The sequence below is a fragment of the Kribbella sp. VKM Ac-2566 genome (assembly GCF_004366005.1).
Taxonomy (GTDB): domain Bacteria; phylum Actinomycetota; class Actinomycetes; order Propionibacteriales; family Kribbellaceae; genus Kribbella; species Kribbella pratensis.
On the sequence record NZ_SODT01000008.1, the window covers coordinates 1,329,301 to 1,344,799 of the forward strand.

Sequence of the window (15,499 nt, forward strand, 5' to 3'; positions counted from 1 at the left end):
TCTTGTGAACAACCTGCTGCACTGGAGTACGCCGGAACTGGCACTGACGTTCGCCCTCGACGAAGGTCCCGTCCGGCTGGTCGCTGTCCGCGAGGCCTCGCAGCCGAAGGGCGGCGAGCCTGATCCGAGCCAGCCGTTGGTGGAGGTCTCCGCCGTTGGGCACGGTCATTCCAGCAACCGTCATGCAGGCACGGTCCTCGGGCGGCAGTTGCGGTACGTGCGGCACGACGAGACTTCGACCACGCTGCGCATCGTCCAGGAGGAGCCGGCCACGGGCCTCCGCGTCACCAGCGTCTTCGAAGCGCGAGCCGGCGTACGCACCTGGACCGAGGCCTCGATCAGCGGATCTGGCTCTTTGGAGCTCACCTTCCTGTCGTCCCTCACGGTCGGCCTCGAGTCGATCGACGCCGAGCTGTACTCGGCCGCCAACAGCTGGATGGCCGAGAACAGGTGGTCGAAGCGGGCGGTCCGCGAGGTGCTGGCCGACATCGTCCGCGACCCGCACCACCACGTCGCCAAGAGCCGCTACGCGGTGACCAGCACGAACTCGTGGTCCTCCGGAGAAGCGCTGCCCATTGGCGTTCTGGTCGACCGAAGTACGCCGTACGCGCTCGGTTGGCAGATCGAGCACAACGGTCCATGGCACTACGAGGTCGGCGAGACCGAACGCGGCGGCTACCTGCTGCTGAGCGGACCGACCGATCACGAGCACCAGTGGAGCGTGGAGGTCGCCGCCGGCAAGCCGTTCACGACGGTGCCGGTTTCACTCGTTGCCGGGACCGACGTCGACAGCGTGTTCGCGGCGCTCACGCGTCAGCGCCGCGCGATCCGGAACCGGCGCCCGATCGACGACCGGATGCCGGTGATCTTCAACGACTACATGAACACGTTGCTGGGCGACCCGACGACCGAGAAGCTGCTGCCGCTGATCGACTCCGCGGCCGAGGTCGGCGCGGACTACTTCTGCATCGACGCCGGCTGGTACGCCGAAGGCGACTGGTGGAACACCGTCGGCGCCTGGCAGCCCTCGACCAGCCGTTTCCCGAACGGGCTCGGCGAGGTGATCGACCGGATCCGTCAGCGCGGCATGGTGCCCGGCCTCTGGCTCGAGCCCGAGGTGATCGGCGTCAACTCACCGATCGCCGGCGAACTCCCCGACGACGCGTTCCTCACCCGCCACGGCCGGCGCATCGCCGAGAACGGCCGCTACCTGCTCGACCTGCGGAGCCCGGCCGCCCGCAAGCACCTCGACACGACCGTCGACCGGCTCGTCGACGAGTTCGGCGTCGGCTTCTTCAAGTTCGACAACAACACGATGACCGGGCCCGGCACCGACAAGGACGGGACGTCGCTGGGACAGGGCCTGCTCGAACACAACAGGGCGCTGCTCGACTGGCTGGACGGTCTGCACGAACGCCATCCGGACCTGCTGATCGAGAACTGCGGCTCCGGCGCGATGCGGATGGACTACGCGATGCTGTCCCGCCTGCATCTGCAGTCGACCTCGGACCAGGAACATCCGTTGCTCTACGCACCGATCTCCGCGGCCGCCCCTGCCGCCGTGCTGCCGGAGCAGGCCGGCAACTGGGCGTACCCGATCACCGGCACCACCCGCGAGGAGTTCACCCTCGCACTCGTCAACGGCATCCCCGGCCGGCTCTATCTCTCGGGTCACCTCAACCGGATGACGCCGGCCGAGCTGGACCTCGTCCGGTCCGCGCTCACCGCCCATCGTGCCGTACTCGAGGATCTGGACACGCTCGTGCCCGCCTGGCCGCTGGGTCTGCCGGTATGGACCGACGAGTGGATCGCCCTCGCACTCAACGGTCCCGAGGTCTCCTACCTCACCCTCTGGCACCGCGCCCCCGGTCCGTCCACCATCACCCTCCCGCTACCGCGCTCGACGATCACGCCGCACTTCCCCACCGACGTCGGGGACTGGACCTACGCCTGGACCGACGACGCGCTGGTCATCACCGCCAACTCCCCCGAACCCGCCGCCCGGGTCCTCCGCCTGGAAAGTTGAACGCCCCTCCATGACATCCCACTACGCGGGCTACCTGTACGCACATTTCAAGCGCGAGTCCGTCCATGGTGAGCAGATCTACTTCGCCTTGAGCGACGGCAACGACCCGCTGCACTTCAACGACCTCAATGGTGGCGAACCGGTCCTGCGCTCCACCCTGGGTGAAGGCGGCGTCCGCGATCCGCACATCGTCCGATCTCCGGAAGGCGACCGGTTCTACCTGGTCGCCACCGACCTGCGCCTCTACTCCAGCCGCGACTGGGACCGTCACCAGCGCCAAGGCAGCCGCTCGATCATGGTCTGGGAGTCAGCGGATCTCGTGAACTGGGGACCGGGCCGGCTGGTCGAGGTCGCACCGCCCGAGGCCGGGAACACCTGGGCCCCGGAGGCGGTCTGGGACCCCGAACAGCAGGCGTACGTCGTGCACTGGTCCTCCACGCTCTACGACAACGCCGCCCACGAGGGTGAGAGCTACAACCGCATCATGTACGCGACCACGCGCGACTTCCGCGACTTCTCCGAGCCGCGCGTCTGGATCGACCGGGGATGGCACACGATCGATGCCACGGTGATCGGCCACGACGGCGTGTACTACCGCTTCCTGAAGGACGAACGCAGCCGCACCGGCGACGCGCCGCTCGGCAAGTCGATCTTCTCCGAGACCTCGACGTCACTGATGGCCGCGGAGTGGAAGCCGCTGGCCGAAGGCATCGGCCTGGGCACGGTCGGCCGAGGCGAGGGCCCGCTGGTGTACAAGTCGAACACCGAGAACAAGTGGTATCTCTGGATCGACGAATTCACCGCGGAGCACCGGTACGTCCCCTTCGAGTCGACCGACCTCGCCGGCGGCGAATGGATGCCCTCGAAGGACTACCGGCTGCCGAAAGACCCTTGCCACGGCGTCGTACTTCCGGTGACCGCCGAAGAATACGAGCGCCTCGAGCGGCGGTACTGACTAGCGACCGACGGCCTTCGCGAGCTGGGCCTTCGTCATGGTCGAGCGGCCCTTGATGTTCTTCTGCTTGGCCTCGTTGTAGAGCTGTTCCTTCGTACGGCCCTTCGAACCGCTGTGCGAGCGCAGGCCGCCGCGGCGCCCGGACGAGATGTCGTGGGTGGAGGAACGGCTCGACTCCTTCGCCTCGCCGGCGCGGGCGCGCTCCTTGTTCACGGTCCGCGCCGCGATCTCCTCGGCGACGTCCTCGCTCCGGCCACGCTTCTCCAGGCCTTCCTTGATGTGCTCGTACTGCCGTTCCCGCTTCCGATTCGATCCTGCAGGCATGTCCGTCACTCCTTCCATCACCCCTCCCGGTACCCCGACCTCCCAGCCACAACCAAGCCGTGGACAGTTCGTTCGAGGTCACGTTGCCGGGTAGGCCTCGAGTTCGTAGAGGGAGTAGCCGTACTTCGTGGCGCGGTGGACGCCCTGGACGCGGACGTAGCGCGCGGTGGCGTCGAGCCAGAGCGTGTCGGTTCCGCCGTCGCCGTCGGTCACCTCAGTCGCGGTCGTCCAGGTGCTCCCGTCGTCCGAGACCTGCACCTGGTACGCCGAGCCGTACGCCGCCTCCCACCGCAGCACGAGCTTGCCGAGGCGCGTCGACGTACCGAGGTCGACCTGGAGCCACGAAGCGTCGTCGTAGCCGGACGCCCAGCGCGTGGCGGTGTCTCCGTCGACCGCGAGATCGGCGGTGAACGACGTACCGGGTTCGATGCTCGAGGCAACGGCCGGGCGATCGAGCGCCACGTTGGCAGCACCGGTGCGGGGGCGTACGGCGACTCGCAGTACGGCGTCGAAGGTGGTCGCGCCGGAGGTGAAGGTCAGCGGAATGTCCACGTCTGCCAGGGCAGCGTTAGCGGGAGGCGTGAGCTTGACGGTGATCGACTGGGTGAATCCGCGCTTGATGGTGACCGTCGTACTGGCCGGGTCGACGGTCCATCCGGCCGGCGGGGCGACGCGCAGGGTGCCGGTGACGTCGGCGCCGCGTTCGGCGGAGATGTCGAGCACGAAGCTCGACGCCGTACCGCGGACCACGTCGGCCCGGTCCGCGTCGACGTGCAGACCGGCGAGCGGCGTGTCGCTCCACAGCGGCACGATCTCGGCCACGGCCGGAGTGCCGCTCTTCCACACCAGCCGCACAGCCTCGGCGCGAAGATCGTTCGCAGGCACCTCGGCGTACGCCGATGACACGGAGCCGATGCGCTGCCACGCTCCCCCGACCTGGACCTGCACGTCCGCCGACCCCACGTTCGAAGACTGCTGGAGAATCGTGAGTCCCGCCAGCTCCCTCGGCGCCGACAGGCCGACGGTCAACGCATCTCCGGCGGCGGGCGCCGCGACCGGCACATAGGCGGTCTCCAGGTTTCCGTCCACCGCACGCTGGTACGACGATCCGGGCGCGGGCGCCGGCGTACCAGAGGCTGTCAGCGTCGTCTTCCGTCCGCCGATCGTCCCCACCGAGAACTCTCGTACCACCACCCAGAAGCCGGTCGCGGACAACGACCGGTACCGCACATAACGCGCGGTCGTGCCGGCCGGCGCCGTGGTCCGAACCTCGGCCGTGGTCGCACGGGTCAGTTCGGTCCAGCGCGTTCCGTCGAGCGAGTACTCCAGCACGCCCGACTGGATGTAGTCGTTCGGGCTGGACGCCTTACCCATCAGCAGTTCGATCGCGCCGATCGACGCCGGTTCGCCGAGATCGACCCGGACCTCGGAGCCCTGATCGGGAGCGCCGTTGCTCCAGAAGAACGTGTTCGGGTCTCCGTCGACCATCCGCGCCGGCACGTTGTCCTGGTAGGTCCCCAGGTTCGTCGTCGCGGTGCGACCCGGTTGAACGCCGAGCCAGCGGTCGTGGACGCGGCCGGTCTCGGCAATCAGTTCGTCGACGACCCGCTCGCCGATCCGCGGATAGGTACCGCTGTGCGGCAGCCGGCCGTCCCGGATCGCCTTGGCCTCGGTGACGAGACCGCTCATCTGCTGCCGAACGTTCCAGGCCGTCGCTCCGTCGCCGGCGTCCAGCGCCGCGAGCAGATCGAGGGCGCGACCCATCGCCTGTCCCCACAGCTCCGTTGCCTTGAGCCACGATTCCGCCTCGTCCGCGAACGCCGGATCGACAACACCCGACCGGATCGTCGCCGGTGCAGCGGTGATGGCGCTCACCCGCGGCCGCAGTCCGGCGATCGCCTGGGCGCGTTGCCCGGACCGCCACAGCTGCCAGAACTGCTCGACCGCGGCACCGAACACCGGCGCACTCTCCGGATGCAGAGTCCCGTCGTACGTGTTCAGATCCGCGAACACCTGCAAGGCAGCAGCTGTCGCCGGGTTGCCACCCGCCCGCTCGGCCAGGGCGCGGCGCCAGGACGCCTGCTCGTCGTACTTCGCAGGGTTCCAGCCGAGCTCGGCGAACGAGTACAGCGCGATCTTGCTCACCGCCGCCTGGTTCATCGGGTTCGAGATGATGCCGGCGACGTGATCGGCGATCGCGGGCTCCCGGCCGCTGTACGGCGCGAGCAGCAGCCGGCCTGCGGCGTAGTCGTTGACCGGGTAGTTGTCCCAGATCAGGATGTCGTGGCCGAACACGGCCTTCGCCTGAGCCGCCTGAGCCGCCGTGATGGTCCGCGGCACCACCCCGATCCCGGTCCAGTGCACGACCACGTCGGAGTCGAGCAGCTCCCGCAAAGCCTTCTTGTACGGCGTTTCGCTGACGTTGTAGTACTCCGTCGGCACCATCTGCAGCGGCGCGACATCCGCCTTGGTCTCCACCCATTCGCGCTGCACCCGGTTGAGCAGATCGCTCTGCGCCCGGCCCGCGGCGCCTCCGCCGGTGCCGTACTTCGCCTTGTCCGCGTCGCAGTGCCAGGAGTTGTAGTCGATGTCGTCGAGCGGCACGTTGAACGATCGGGCGCCCACGTCGTACAGCGCCTGGAACTTCGCGATCAGGGCCTGGAAGTCGGCGTCCGAGGTGTAGCAGATCGACAGGCCCGGCGAGAGTGCGAAGGTGAAGTCCACCTTGTTCTGGCGCGCGCGGGTGACAAGCTCGGCGAGTTGGGCGAGTTTGTCGGCCGGGTACGGGTCGCGCCACTGCTCCCGGTGGTACGGGTCGTCCTTCGGCGCGTACTCGTAGGTGTTCATGCGATGGTCGCCGAGGTAGCTGAGCTCGTCCAGGCGGTCCGCGTGCGACCAGGGCGTGCCGTAGAAGCCCTCGATCGCACCGCGGTAGCGCATCGTCGGCCAGTCCCGGATCGCGACGCCGGGCATCCAGTCGCGCCCGGGGCGGGCCTGGATCAGCTGGGCCAGGGACTGCGCCGCGTAGTACGTGCCGTCGGAGTCGACGCCGTCGAGCACCACGTGACCGCGATCGTGGCTGTCACGTCCGGCGGCGAGGACATATCCTTCGACGGGCAAACCCGTGCTGTCCGGAACGTGCAGGGCGCGGAGCGTCGACGCGTCCCGGCCCAGCCAGATGGTCATCGGCGTACCGGGGTCGCTGCCGTTCGTGGTCCGGATGGTCGTCACGCCGGCGCGGTTCAGTGCCTGGCGTACGACGCGCTCGGCATCCGCATCGGTGCGCGCGGTGCGAACCAGTCCGACAACCGGGGCGAGCGGGAAGCCGTCAGCACGTTGCACGAGTTGCTGCGGCTCGGGTGAGACCGCGGCAACCGCGGGATCGGTCGCGCCGGCGTACTGCGGCAGAAGCGCGAGCGGGGCAACCAGGGCGAACACACAGACAGCAGACCGGAGCAGGCGCATCGAGTCTCCTCGGGCATGGGCGGGTGCAGCCAGTTAGCCAGTGCGCATAAGTGCACGTCAAGTACTCGGCCCAGGCAGATTCAGACATATCTATGATGGATGAAGTGGATCGGTTCACGGAGCATCGGGGGTTGTTGTACGCCGTTGCGTACCGGTTGCTCGGGAGCGTGGCTGATGCGCAGGACGTCGTGCAGGATGCCTGGCTGCGGTGGAGTCGGGTCGATGCCGACTCCGTCGACGACGCCGAGGGCTATCTGGTTCGCGTCACGACGCGGCTGGCGATCGATCGGCTACGGAGCGCCGCAGTACGGCGGGAGTCGTACGTCGGGCCGTGGCTGCCCGAACCCATGCTCACCACCCCCGACACGGCCGATCACGTCGTACGAGCCGACGACGTGTCGACCGCCGTACTGCTCGTGCTGGAAGCCCTCTCGCCCACCGAACGCGCCGTCTTCGTACTGAACGAGGCGTTCGGGTACAGCTACACGGACATCGCCGGCATCCTCGGCCGCCAGGTCGCCGACGTACGTCAGCTCGCACACCGCGCACGTAAGGCGGTCGCGGCCCGCCGCCGTCGCTACGACACCGACCGTACGACGCAGCGCGAGGTCACCGAACGCTTTCTCGCCGCCTGCCTGGACGGCGACGTGGAGACCTTGATGGCGGTCCTCGCGCCGGACGTCACCCTGCTCAGCGACGGCGGCGGACTCACCGGCGCCCCGCGCAAACCCATCTACGGACCGCTGTACGTCGCGCGCGCGTTCGTCGTCCTGTACGAACGCCGGCCGGCCGGCACGCAACTGAAACTCGCGGAGCTCAACGGTGCACCCGGCATCGTCATCCAGTCCGACGACGGACCGGTCCTCGCGATCACGCTCCATCTCGTCGACGGCGCCGTACAAGCCCTCCAAGTCGTCAGCAATCCGGCAAAACTCACCGGCCTGTCACATTCCGCGTAGCTGTCTCGTCCGTGAGGCGCCCATCGCCCCACGGATCGGAGACCTCGTGTACGCCGCTTACCTCGCCACCACCCTCCTGGCCGCCGCGCTCACCGGCAGCGCGGCGGTCGCGAACCTCATCGGCCACGACTACCCGAAGGCCCAGGCCGACAAGGTCCACGTCGACCACAAATGGATCCTGCCCTTCGGCCTCCTCCTCGGCGCCGGTTCGCTCGGCCTCCTGGCCGGCCTCGCCGTACCGCCACTAGGAGTCCTGGCCGCCACAGGCCTCGTCCTCTACTTCCTCATCGCGCTGACAGCCCACCTCCGGGTCCACGACCACAACCTCGCCCCGTGGGCCCTGTACTTCACAACCTGCGCAGCCGCCCTCATCACAACCGTCGCCTACCGCTGAAGGCCCGCCACAGGTTGGCGATCGACCCGACCAGCCCGACGGCCAGACCGGAGCCGAATCCGATCATCATCGCGATGCCGATGTGGTTGACAGCCAGGCCTTCGGTCCACATCAACTGGTGGACGATCACCAGCGATACGCCGTACGAAGCCCCGACCACCAGGAAGTCCAGGAACGGACGGCGACTCCGGCGCGCGATCGCCACGACCAACCAGACCGCGAAGGGCAGCAGCGCGAGGCAGTAGTAGAGCAGCCCGCTCTCCGGCGCAACGACATCCAGGTCGGACAGAACCGTCCGCGGGAGCCCGAGCGCAACCAACACAAGCACCAGCCACACCGACATGTCCGTGCCCGGAAATCTACGGCTGACCTGCTGATTCATGATTCTCCCTTCCTCTGTCCAAGAGTCGGGGACACCTGTGCGGCCGCACATCAGCCGCCCGGCGACACTCGACGTACACCAGTCGGCGTACGTCGAGCGCGCGACCGGAATCGGTTTAGGCTGGGGCGATCATGGGGTCCTCGGCGGTGGACGGTGGCGATCACTCGCGGTTGCGGCAGCTCAACGAGCGGGCGGTGCTGGCTTCGGTGCGGGCTGCCGGGGAGTTGCGGGTTGCCCAGATCGTGGAGCAGAGCGGGCTCGGGCGGACGGCGGTCGAAGAGGTGCTGTCGAGCCTCGTGACGCGGCGCTGGCTGATCGAGGAGAGTCCGGCGATCCGCGGGCGCGGGCGGCCGGCGCGCAGCTACCGGTTTCGCGCAGAGGCGGGGTACGTCGCGGGGCTGGACATCGGCGCGTTCTCGGTGCGTGGAGTGCTCACCGACCTCGACGGGCGGATGCTCGCGAACGCGCGGCGCTCGGTGACTCCGGAGACACCACGAAAGCAGCGGCTGGCGACGGCCGACCGGGTGATCGCCGACTGCGCGCGGGAGGCCGGCGTGCCCGAGGCACGCGTCTGGGCCGTCGGCGCGGGTACGACGGGGTTGGTTGATGCTGCGGGCACCGTCGTACGGGCCAATGCGATCCCGGACTGGGGCGGCACCGATCTGGCTGGGCATTTCAAGGCGCGACTTGTTGTCGTCGACAACGACAGTCAGCTCGCGGCTCTGGCCGAGCAGCGTCGCGGAGGCGCGGATCACTCGGCAGACATGGTGTTTCTGCACGCGGGACGGCGTACGGGGTTGGCTCTGGTGCTCGACGGGCAGTTGCGGCGGGGTGCGTTCGGCGCGGCGGCCGACATGTCCGCGCTCCGCGGTGTCGCCTGGGAGGCGGCACTCGAGTACCTGCACGACGTCGTACCGGTGGAGATTCCCACGGTGGACAAGGCCGAACGCGCCTTCGCGGCGGCGCGGGACGGGGACCGGGCGGCGCGAGCCGCCGTACGGAAGTACGCGCGCGCCATGGCAGTCGCCGCCGCGACGGCGATCGCGATCGTCGACCCGCGGCTGCTCGTCCTCGGCGGGGCGTTCTCCCAGGCTGCCGACGTACTGCTCGAACCGCTGGCGGCCGAGCTCGACCGCCTCTGCCCGCGCGTCCCGGAGTTGCACGCATCGTCCCTCGGCGCCCTGTGCGTCGCCCTCGGCGCGGCCAGCCTCGCGCAGGACGCGATCAACACGCGCCTGCTGAGCCCGAGCCGCGGCCCGCTCCCCCAGCTGTCGGCCCGGAGCCTCTGACTTTCAGGTTGGCCGATTGTTCACCGGGCCGTTGACGCATGTCCCGTCCGGCAGCTAATAATGTCGGAAAGAGGCAATAATGCGCACTAACGCGCACCCCTTCGCCAGGAAGCAGGTTGCCCGTGAACAGTCGGATCCGCCGCCGGACGTTCCTGACCACCACCGGCGCGATCGCCACCGCGACCGCGGTCGGCGACGTCGCCTACGCCACTTCGCACGCGCTCGACAATGACTCATCCGGGGCCTCGGAGTACGTCGACGTACAGCTGCTGAACATCACCGACTTCCACGGATACCTGCAGCCGACAACGCCCAGCCAGGGCAGCGTGATCACCGGCGCGGGCGGCGTTCAGGTGACCGTCGGCGGCGTCGGGTACCTGGCCACACACCTGAAGCGGCTGCGCGAGGGGCAGCGGAACTCGATCTTCTTCTCGTCCGGTGACAACTTCAACGGCTGGCCGTTCGAGGTCGATGCCCACGCCAACGAGCCGACCATCGAGGCGCTGAACGCGCTCGGCCTGCAGTTCAGCACCGTCGGCAACCACGAGCTCGACCACTCGGTCGACTTCCTCGTCGACCACATGGAACGCGGCAAGCCCTACCCGGTGAGCGGACGCGACGACAACTTCGTCGACTCGACCGGGCAGCGCTTCCAGGGCGCGAACTTCCGCTTCTACACCGCGAACATCGTGCACGCGGACACCGGCCGGACGATCGTGCCGCCGTACAACATCGAATGGGTCGACGCCGGCCACGGGCGGAAGCTGCCGATCGCGTTCATCCACCTGACGCTGGTGGGTTCCGAGGTGGGATCCACGTCGTACCAGCCCGGACTGCGGTCCCTGTCCGACCTGGAGCAGGCGAACAAGCTGGCCGCGCAGCTCAAGAAGCGCGGCGTCAACGCGATCGTCATCAACATCCACGACGGCGGCGTCGCCGGAAACGACTACAACGCGGGGACGAACCCGTCCGGGCCGGTGTTCCAGTTGGCCGCGAACGCCTCGCCGGACATCGCCGCGATCGTGACCGGACACTGGCACTGCCGGTTCAACATGATGGTTCCGGACCCGAACGGCGTACCGCGGCCGGTCGTGGAAGCCGGCAACCACGGCTCGCTGATCAACGAGATCAACCTCAAGCTCGACCCGCGCACCGGCGAGGTCATCCGGGAGCTCACCCGGTCGACCAACCACGCCAACACCCGCGACGTACCGCTCGACGAGGAGCTCCAGTACATCGCCGACTACTGGGCCGCGCAGGGCAAGAAGCGGTACGCCACGCCGCTCGCCCGGGTCACGGCCGACTTCACCCGTACGCCGAACGCATCCGGCGAGAGCACGATGGGCAACCTGGCCGCGGACTTCGCCTACTGGGACGCGAACCAGCATCCCGACGGGCGCGCCGACCTGGCCCTGATCTCGGTCAAGCCGGTCTCCGGGTCGAACGCGGTGACCGGTGACCTGTTGTTTGCCAAGGGCAGCAATCCGTCAGATGTGGACGGCACCGTGCTGTTCGGCGAGGCCTGGGGCGCCTTCGGGTACGGCAACCCGATCCTGACGGTCACGCTGCCGGGCACCCAACTGCACGCTGCCTTCGAGGCGCAGTGGGTGCCGCAGCCAGGAGGCACCGAGAAGTTTGCTCCGTTCGCGGTGTCGCAGAACGTCAGCTACACCTACGACACGACCAAGCCGATCGGTCAGCGCGTCGATCCCGCGTCCGTGCAGATCGACGGGAAGCCGCTGGACCTGAACCGGGACTACCGTGTCGCCGCGCTCGCCTACACCTTGATCGGCGGCGACGGTACGACGGTCTTCGCCGGGTTCACCGATCCCGTCCGCAACGACCGCGACCACGAGGGGTTCATCGCGTACCTGCGCGCGCACCCGGTACTCACGCCCGCACCGCTCGGTCGCGCGCGTCCGGTGAGTTAGGCTGCCGTTCGAGATGATCTGAAACCCGGATGATACGAGAGCGGAAGTATGCCGAAGCGCACAGCCGTGATCAGGACCGCGCTGCGTGACCTGCGCATCCAGCTCGCGCTGCTGAACCACCAGGTCGGCTCGCAGTTGTCCCTCAAGGACGCCGAGCTGGACTGCCTGGACGTGCTCGCCAGGGACGGGGCGCTCACACCGAGCGCCCTGGCCCGGCGGGCCGGCATCCATCCGGCCACGATGACCGGGATCCTCGACCGGCTCGAGCGCGGCGGCTGGATCGTCCGTGACCGCGACCAGGCCGACCGCCGGCGCGTGACTGTCAGCGTCGTCAAGGAGCGGACGGCGGCGGTCTACCAGGTGTACCGCGGGATGAACGGCGCGGTCGACAAGATCTGCGCCGACTACTCCGAGGACGAGCTGGACCTGATCGCCGGCTTCCTGCACCGCTGCGCCGAGGCCGGCCACACCTCCACCGAAAAACTCGCCGCGAACTGAGGCATCCCGGCCGGCACCTTCAACCCCAACCTGGCCATGCACCTGGTCAGCGGCAACCAGCGCATCAGACCACCCAGCGCGTCAGGCCTCCAGCGCCGCGGGCAGGCGTCTGGCCAGTACGGCGGCGACTTCGTGGCGGTACACCGGGCGGGCCACGTCGCAGGTGTGCGTGAGCTGACCGGTGCGGAGCATCCGCTGGACCTCGTCGACATCCGCCTCGAGCGCGGTCGCGGCGGACCACACGGTCAACCATCCCTCGCGCAGGCGGGCGAGGACGTCCACGTCGTCGCGCCGCAGCGGCAGCTCTTTGCCGTGCGCCGTCAGCAGTCCGGCCGCGATCAGCCGCCGTACGCCGGTCTGGCCGAGGCCCAGTACGGCGCCGGCCTCCGCGACCGACATCCAGTCGTCGAGGCCCGACCGTACGACGTCCGACAGCAGCAGGCGGCGGTGCGCACGGGATCGCGCCGGCAGGTGCCCCGCCCGGATCAGCCCGGCGACGCGCTGTGGCGGAACTTCCAGCAGGAGCGCGGCCTGTGCGGTGGTGACCAGTGGATCTTCGACCATCAACGGCTCGCCGAGCAGATCGGTCAGCCGGGTCCGGAACTCCTTGACCAGTTCCTTCTCACCCATAGCAGTCCTCCCCAGCTCCGCGGTGTCTTTGGGAGCGAACGACACGGGTCCGGGGCCAGAGGCTCTGTTGCATTGTGACACGCACAGCGATGAATTGATGCACGTCGGGCGACTATGGAAATCACTCTCCGTAAATGTGATCGGAGTTGCACCTGAAATCGTCACTTCTGGCACAAGTGATCAATTTGCCCTTGCCGCGAGGCCTCCGCTCGCGGTGAGATAGCTGTGTGACGGAAACGCGACCCGCCGATGCGGCGGAGGGGCAGGGCGTCTCGGGCTTCTCGTACCGCCCGTTCATCTGGCTTGCGGTCGCCACGTTCTCGATGGGTATCGACGGGTACGTGCTGGCCGGCCTGCTGCCGCAGATCGCCGGCGACCTCGAGGTCACCCCGGCGGCCGCCGGTCAGCTGATGTCGGTGTTCGCGTTCACCGCCGCGCTGGCCGGTCCCGTACTCGGCACGCTCACGTCACGGTGGGAACGCCGTACGACGATCGTCTTGTCACTGGGTGTGTTCGTGCTCGGCAACGTGGTCGTCGCGATCGCTACCAACTACCCGGTCGCGCTCAGCGGCCGCGTCATCGCGGCGCTCGGCGGCAGTCTGCTGAACGCCGCCGTCACCGGGTACGTGATCGCACTGACTCCGTCCGAGCACCACGGCAAGGCGTTGTCGTTCGTGCTCGGCGGCTGGATGACCGCGACCGCGCTCGGCGTACCTGTCGGCCTGGTGCTCGGGCAGTCTTCGTGGCGGTTCCCGATGATCCTGGTCGCGGTGGTCGGCACGATCGCACTGGTCGGCATCCTGCTCCGGCTTCCGCAGCTGCATCTGCCCGGCGGCACCCTCGTCGAACGCCTCCGCCCGCTCGGCCAGCCACGGCTGGTCGCGGGGCTGCTCGTCACCACGGGCATCCTGTGCAGCAGCTACGCCTGCTTCACGTACGCGACGCTGATCCTCGGACCGCACTTCCACGCCGAGTGGGCGATGATCCTGATCATGTTCGGGTACGGCGTCTCGAGCATGGCCGGCAATGCGGTGACGGGCCGCCTGGTCGACAGGTTCACCGCGCTCCGGGTGCTGACCGTCGTACTGGTCGGGCTGCTGCTGAACGCGGTCCTCGGCATGATCGCGCTGATGTTCGCCCCGGCCGTGGTGGCCGCCGTCTGGGGCCTGGTCTGGTTCTTCTCGGCCGGCGTCGGCAACGGCGGCGGAGCTGTTCCGCAGCAGGCGCGACTGGCGTCGATGGCACCGGACTCCGCGGCGATCGTGATGGCACTGAACGGCAGCGCGATCTCGCTGGGGTCGGCCCTCGGCAGTGGCCTGGGCGGTGTCGCACTGACCGCGGGCGCCGCACCGAACGGGTTGCTCGGCGTCTCGGCCGTCATCCTGACGATCACCGTCGGGCTGCACCTCCTCGTGGCGCGCTCCTCCGCCGCCGCAAAAGCCGCCGCCAAGTGACGGACACCTGCGCCGCTGACACGGTTGAGGAGCAGGAGTTCTCGTACCGGCCTCTGGTCTGGCTGGCCGTGGCAACGTTCTCGATGGGAATCGACGGATACGTTCTGACCGGGTTGCTGCCCCCCATCGCCGCGGACCTGCACGTCAGCGTGGCGGCCGCGGGCCAGTTGATGTCCGCGTTCGCGCTGACCGCGGCCTTCGCCGGGCCGGTCCTCGGAACGGTGACCTCTCGGTGGGAGCGCCGTACGACGATCGCCACGGCGCTGGCGGTCTTCGTGCTCGGCAACCTGGTCGTCGGCCTCGCGACGACGTACCCGATCGCGTTCGCCGGGCGGGTGCTGGCGGCGCTCGGCGCCTGCCTGCTGAACGCGGCCGTCAGCGGTTACGTGATCGCTGTGACGCCGGTCCGGCACCGCGGGAAGGCGTTGTCGTTCGTGCTCGGCGGGTTGCTGACCGCGACGGCCCTCGGCGTACCGGTCGGCCTCGTGATCGGGCAGTCGAGCTGGCGCTACCCGATGATCCTGGTCGCCGTGATGGGAACGATCGCCCTGACCGGGATCCTGCGTGGCCTCCCTCGTCGGCAGCTTCCGGCCGGTCGGCTCACCGATCAGCTTCGCCCACTCGGCCAACCCCGGCTACTCGGCTCCCTGCTCGTCACGAGCGGCATCCTTGCCGGCAGCTTCACCTGCTTCACCTACGCCGTCCTGATCCTCGGCCCGTCCTTCCGGGCCGGTTGGATGATCATCGCGATCATGTTCGGGTACGGCGTCGCCAGTGCGCTGGGCAACGCGATCACGGGCCGGCTGGCGGACCGCTTCCCGGCACCGCGCGTACTCACCGTCGTCCTGATCGTCCTGCTGCTGAACTCGGTTCTCGGCCTGGCCGGCCTGCTGCTCACCTCGGCCACCGCGCTCGCGGTGGTCGGCGTGAGCTGGTTCTTCTTCCAGGGCGCCGGCAACGGCGGCGCGGCCGTACCGCAGCAGGTTCGGCTCGGCGGCATCGCCCCGGAGTCCGCCGCGATCGTGATGGCCCTCAACGGCAGCGCGATCTCGCTCGGTTCCGCGTTCGGCAGCGCCGTCGGCGGCATCGCCCTGACCGCCGGGACCGCGCCGTCCGGCCTCCTCGGCCTCGCCGCCGTCGTCCTCGCGGCCACACTGGTCCTGCATCTGATCGTTTCCAGACCCTAGTATTC

Annotated in this window: 13 protein-coding genes; 9 read left to right on the forward strand and 4 right to left on the reverse strand. The window is 68.8% G+C overall.

The annotated features are described in order from the left end of the window. The first annotated feature begins 4 nt into the window (after positions 1-4). Together EV647_RS09275 and EV647_RS09280 are read left to right on the forward strand one after the other, a co-directional pair. Complete coding sequence (locus tag EV647_RS09275) at positions 5-2,026, forward strand: glycoside hydrolase family 36 protein (protein WP_134000975.1); 2,022 nt, start codon at positions 5-7, stop codon at positions 2,024-2,026. Between the two features lie 10 nt (positions 2,027-2,036). Continuing rightward, a complete protein-coding gene (locus tag EV647_RS09280; RefSeq protein ID WP_134000977.1) occupies positions 2,037-2,981 on the forward strand; it encodes a glycoside hydrolase family 43 protein in 945 nt (314 codons plus the stop codon). On the opposite strand, the gene EV647_RS09285 is transcribed toward EV647_RS09280, so the two are convergent. Next, positions 2,982-3,305 (reverse strand): plasmid stabilization protein, encoded by a 324-nt coding sequence (locus EV647_RS09285; protein ID WP_134000979.1) that lies wholly within the window; start codon positions 3,303-3,305, stop codon positions 2,982-2,984. 78 nt (positions 3,306-3,383) lie between these two features. Next, complete coding sequence (locus EV647_RS09290) at positions 3,384-6,770, reverse strand: beta-N-acetylglucosaminidase domain-containing protein (protein ID WP_134000981.1); 3,387 nt, start codon at positions 6,768-6,770, stop codon at positions 3,384-3,386. 95 nt (positions 6,771-6,865) lie between these two features. Here EV647_RS09290 and EV647_RS09295 point away from each other — a divergent pair, with 95 nt between their 5' ends. Both EV647_RS09295 and EV647_RS09300 read left to right on the forward strand, forming a co-directional pair. After that, the gene (locus EV647_RS09295) at positions 6,866-7,729 is read left to right on the forward strand and encodes an RNA polymerase sigma-70 factor (RefSeq protein WP_202870897.1); all 864 of its coding nucleotides are present in this window, start codon (positions 6,866-6,868) and stop codon (positions 7,727-7,729) included. Positions 7,730-7,775: 46 nt separating this feature from the next. Continuing rightward, positions 7,776-8,123 carry a DoxX family protein gene (locus EV647_RS09300; protein ID WP_134000985.1) on the forward strand — a complete coding sequence of 116 codons (348 nt, stop codon included), beginning with the start codon at positions 7,776-7,778 and terminating at the stop codon, positions 8,121-8,123. Here EV647_RS09300 and EV647_RS09305 read toward each other — a convergent pair. Beyond that, positions 8,101-8,505 carry a hypothetical protein gene (locus EV647_RS09305; RefSeq protein WP_134000987.1) on the reverse strand — a complete coding sequence of 135 codons (405 nt, stop codon included), beginning with the start codon at positions 8,503-8,505 and terminating at the stop codon, positions 8,101-8,103. The genes EV647_RS09300 and EV647_RS09305 overlap by 23 nt on opposite strands. 131 nt (positions 8,506-8,636) lie before the next feature. On the opposite strand from EV647_RS09305, the gene EV647_RS09310 reads away from it, so the two are divergent. The 3 genes from EV647_RS09310 (at position 8,637) to EV647_RS09320 (ending at position 12,223) form a co-directional block, all read left to right on the forward strand. Beyond that, the gene (locus EV647_RS09310; RefSeq protein ID WP_134000989.1) at positions 8,637-9,794 is read left to right on the forward strand and encodes an ROK family transcriptional regulator; all 1,158 of its coding nucleotides are present in this window, start codon (positions 8,637-8,639) and stop codon (positions 9,792-9,794) included. A gap of 122 nt (positions 9,795-9,916) precedes the next feature. Beyond that, entirely contained in the window at positions 9,917-11,725 is a 1,809-nt protein-coding gene (locus EV647_RS09315; protein WP_134000991.1) for a bifunctional UDP-sugar hydrolase/5'-nucleotidase, read from the forward strand. Positions 11,726-11,773: 48 nt separating this feature from the next. Further along, positions 11,774-12,223: a MarR family winged helix-turn-helix transcriptional regulator gene (locus tag EV647_RS09320; protein ID WP_134000993.1), complete on the forward strand. Its 450-nt coding sequence runs from the start codon at positions 11,774-11,776 to the stop codon at positions 12,221-12,223. Positions 12,224-12,304: 81 nt separating this feature from the next. Here the strand turns inward: EV647_RS09320 and EV647_RS09325 are convergent, their stop codons facing one another. Continuing rightward, a complete protein-coding gene (locus EV647_RS09325) occupies positions 12,305-12,853 on the reverse strand; it encodes a helix-turn-helix domain-containing protein (protein ID WP_134000995.1) in 549 nt (182 codons plus the stop codon). A 227-nt stretch (positions 12,854-13,080) separates the two neighbouring features. On the opposite strand from EV647_RS09325, the gene EV647_RS09330 reads away from it, so the two are divergent. Both EV647_RS09330 and EV647_RS09335 read left to right on the forward strand, forming a co-directional pair. Continuing rightward, positions 13,081-14,307 carry an MFS transporter gene (locus EV647_RS09330; protein WP_134000997.1) on the forward strand — a complete coding sequence of 409 codons (1,227 nt, stop codon included), beginning with the start codon at positions 13,081-13,083 and terminating at the stop codon, positions 14,305-14,307. Then, on the forward strand, positions 14,304-15,494 hold the full coding sequence (locus tag EV647_RS09335) for an MFS transporter (RefSeq protein WP_134000999.1): 1,191 nt from the start codon (positions 14,304-14,306) through the stop codon (positions 15,492-15,494). The genes EV647_RS09330 and EV647_RS09335 overlap by 4 nt, the downstream gene beginning before the upstream one ends. Positions 15,495-15,499 lie beyond the last annotated feature (5 nt).

Bases quoted from the DNA above. Each gene is read 5' to 3' on its own strand.
- EV647_RS09285 (WP_134000979.1), bottom strand. From the start codon at position 3,305: ATGCCTGCAGGATCGAATCGGAAGCGGGAACGGCAGTACGAGCACATC.
- EV647_RS09290 (WP_134000981.1), bottom strand. From the start codon at position 6,770: ATGCGCCTGCTCCGGTCTGCTGTCTGTGTGTTCGCCCTGGTTGCCCCG.
- EV647_RS09295 (WP_202870897.1), top strand. From the start codon at position 6,866: ATGGATGAAGTGGATCGGTTCACGGAGCATCGGGGGTTGTTGTACGCC.
- EV647_RS09320 (WP_134000993.1), top strand. From the start codon at position 11,774: ATGCCGAAGCGCACAGCCGTGATCAGGACCGCGCTGCGTGACCTGCGC.
- EV647_RS09305 (WP_134000987.1), bottom strand. From the start codon at position 8,505: ATGAATCAGCAGGTCAGCCGTAGATTTCCGGGCACGGACATGTCGGTG.
- EV647_RS09280 (WP_134000977.1), top strand. From the start codon at position 2,037: ATGACATCCCACTACGCGGGCTACCTGTACGCACATTTCAAGCGCGAG.
- EV647_RS09325 (WP_134000995.1), bottom strand. From the start codon at position 12,853: ATGGGTGAGAAGGAACTGGTCAAGGAGTTCCGGACCCGGCTGACCGAT.
- EV647_RS09310 (WP_134000989.1), top strand. From the start codon at position 8,637: ATGGGGTCCTCGGCGGTGGACGGTGGCGATCACTCGCGGTTGCGGCAG.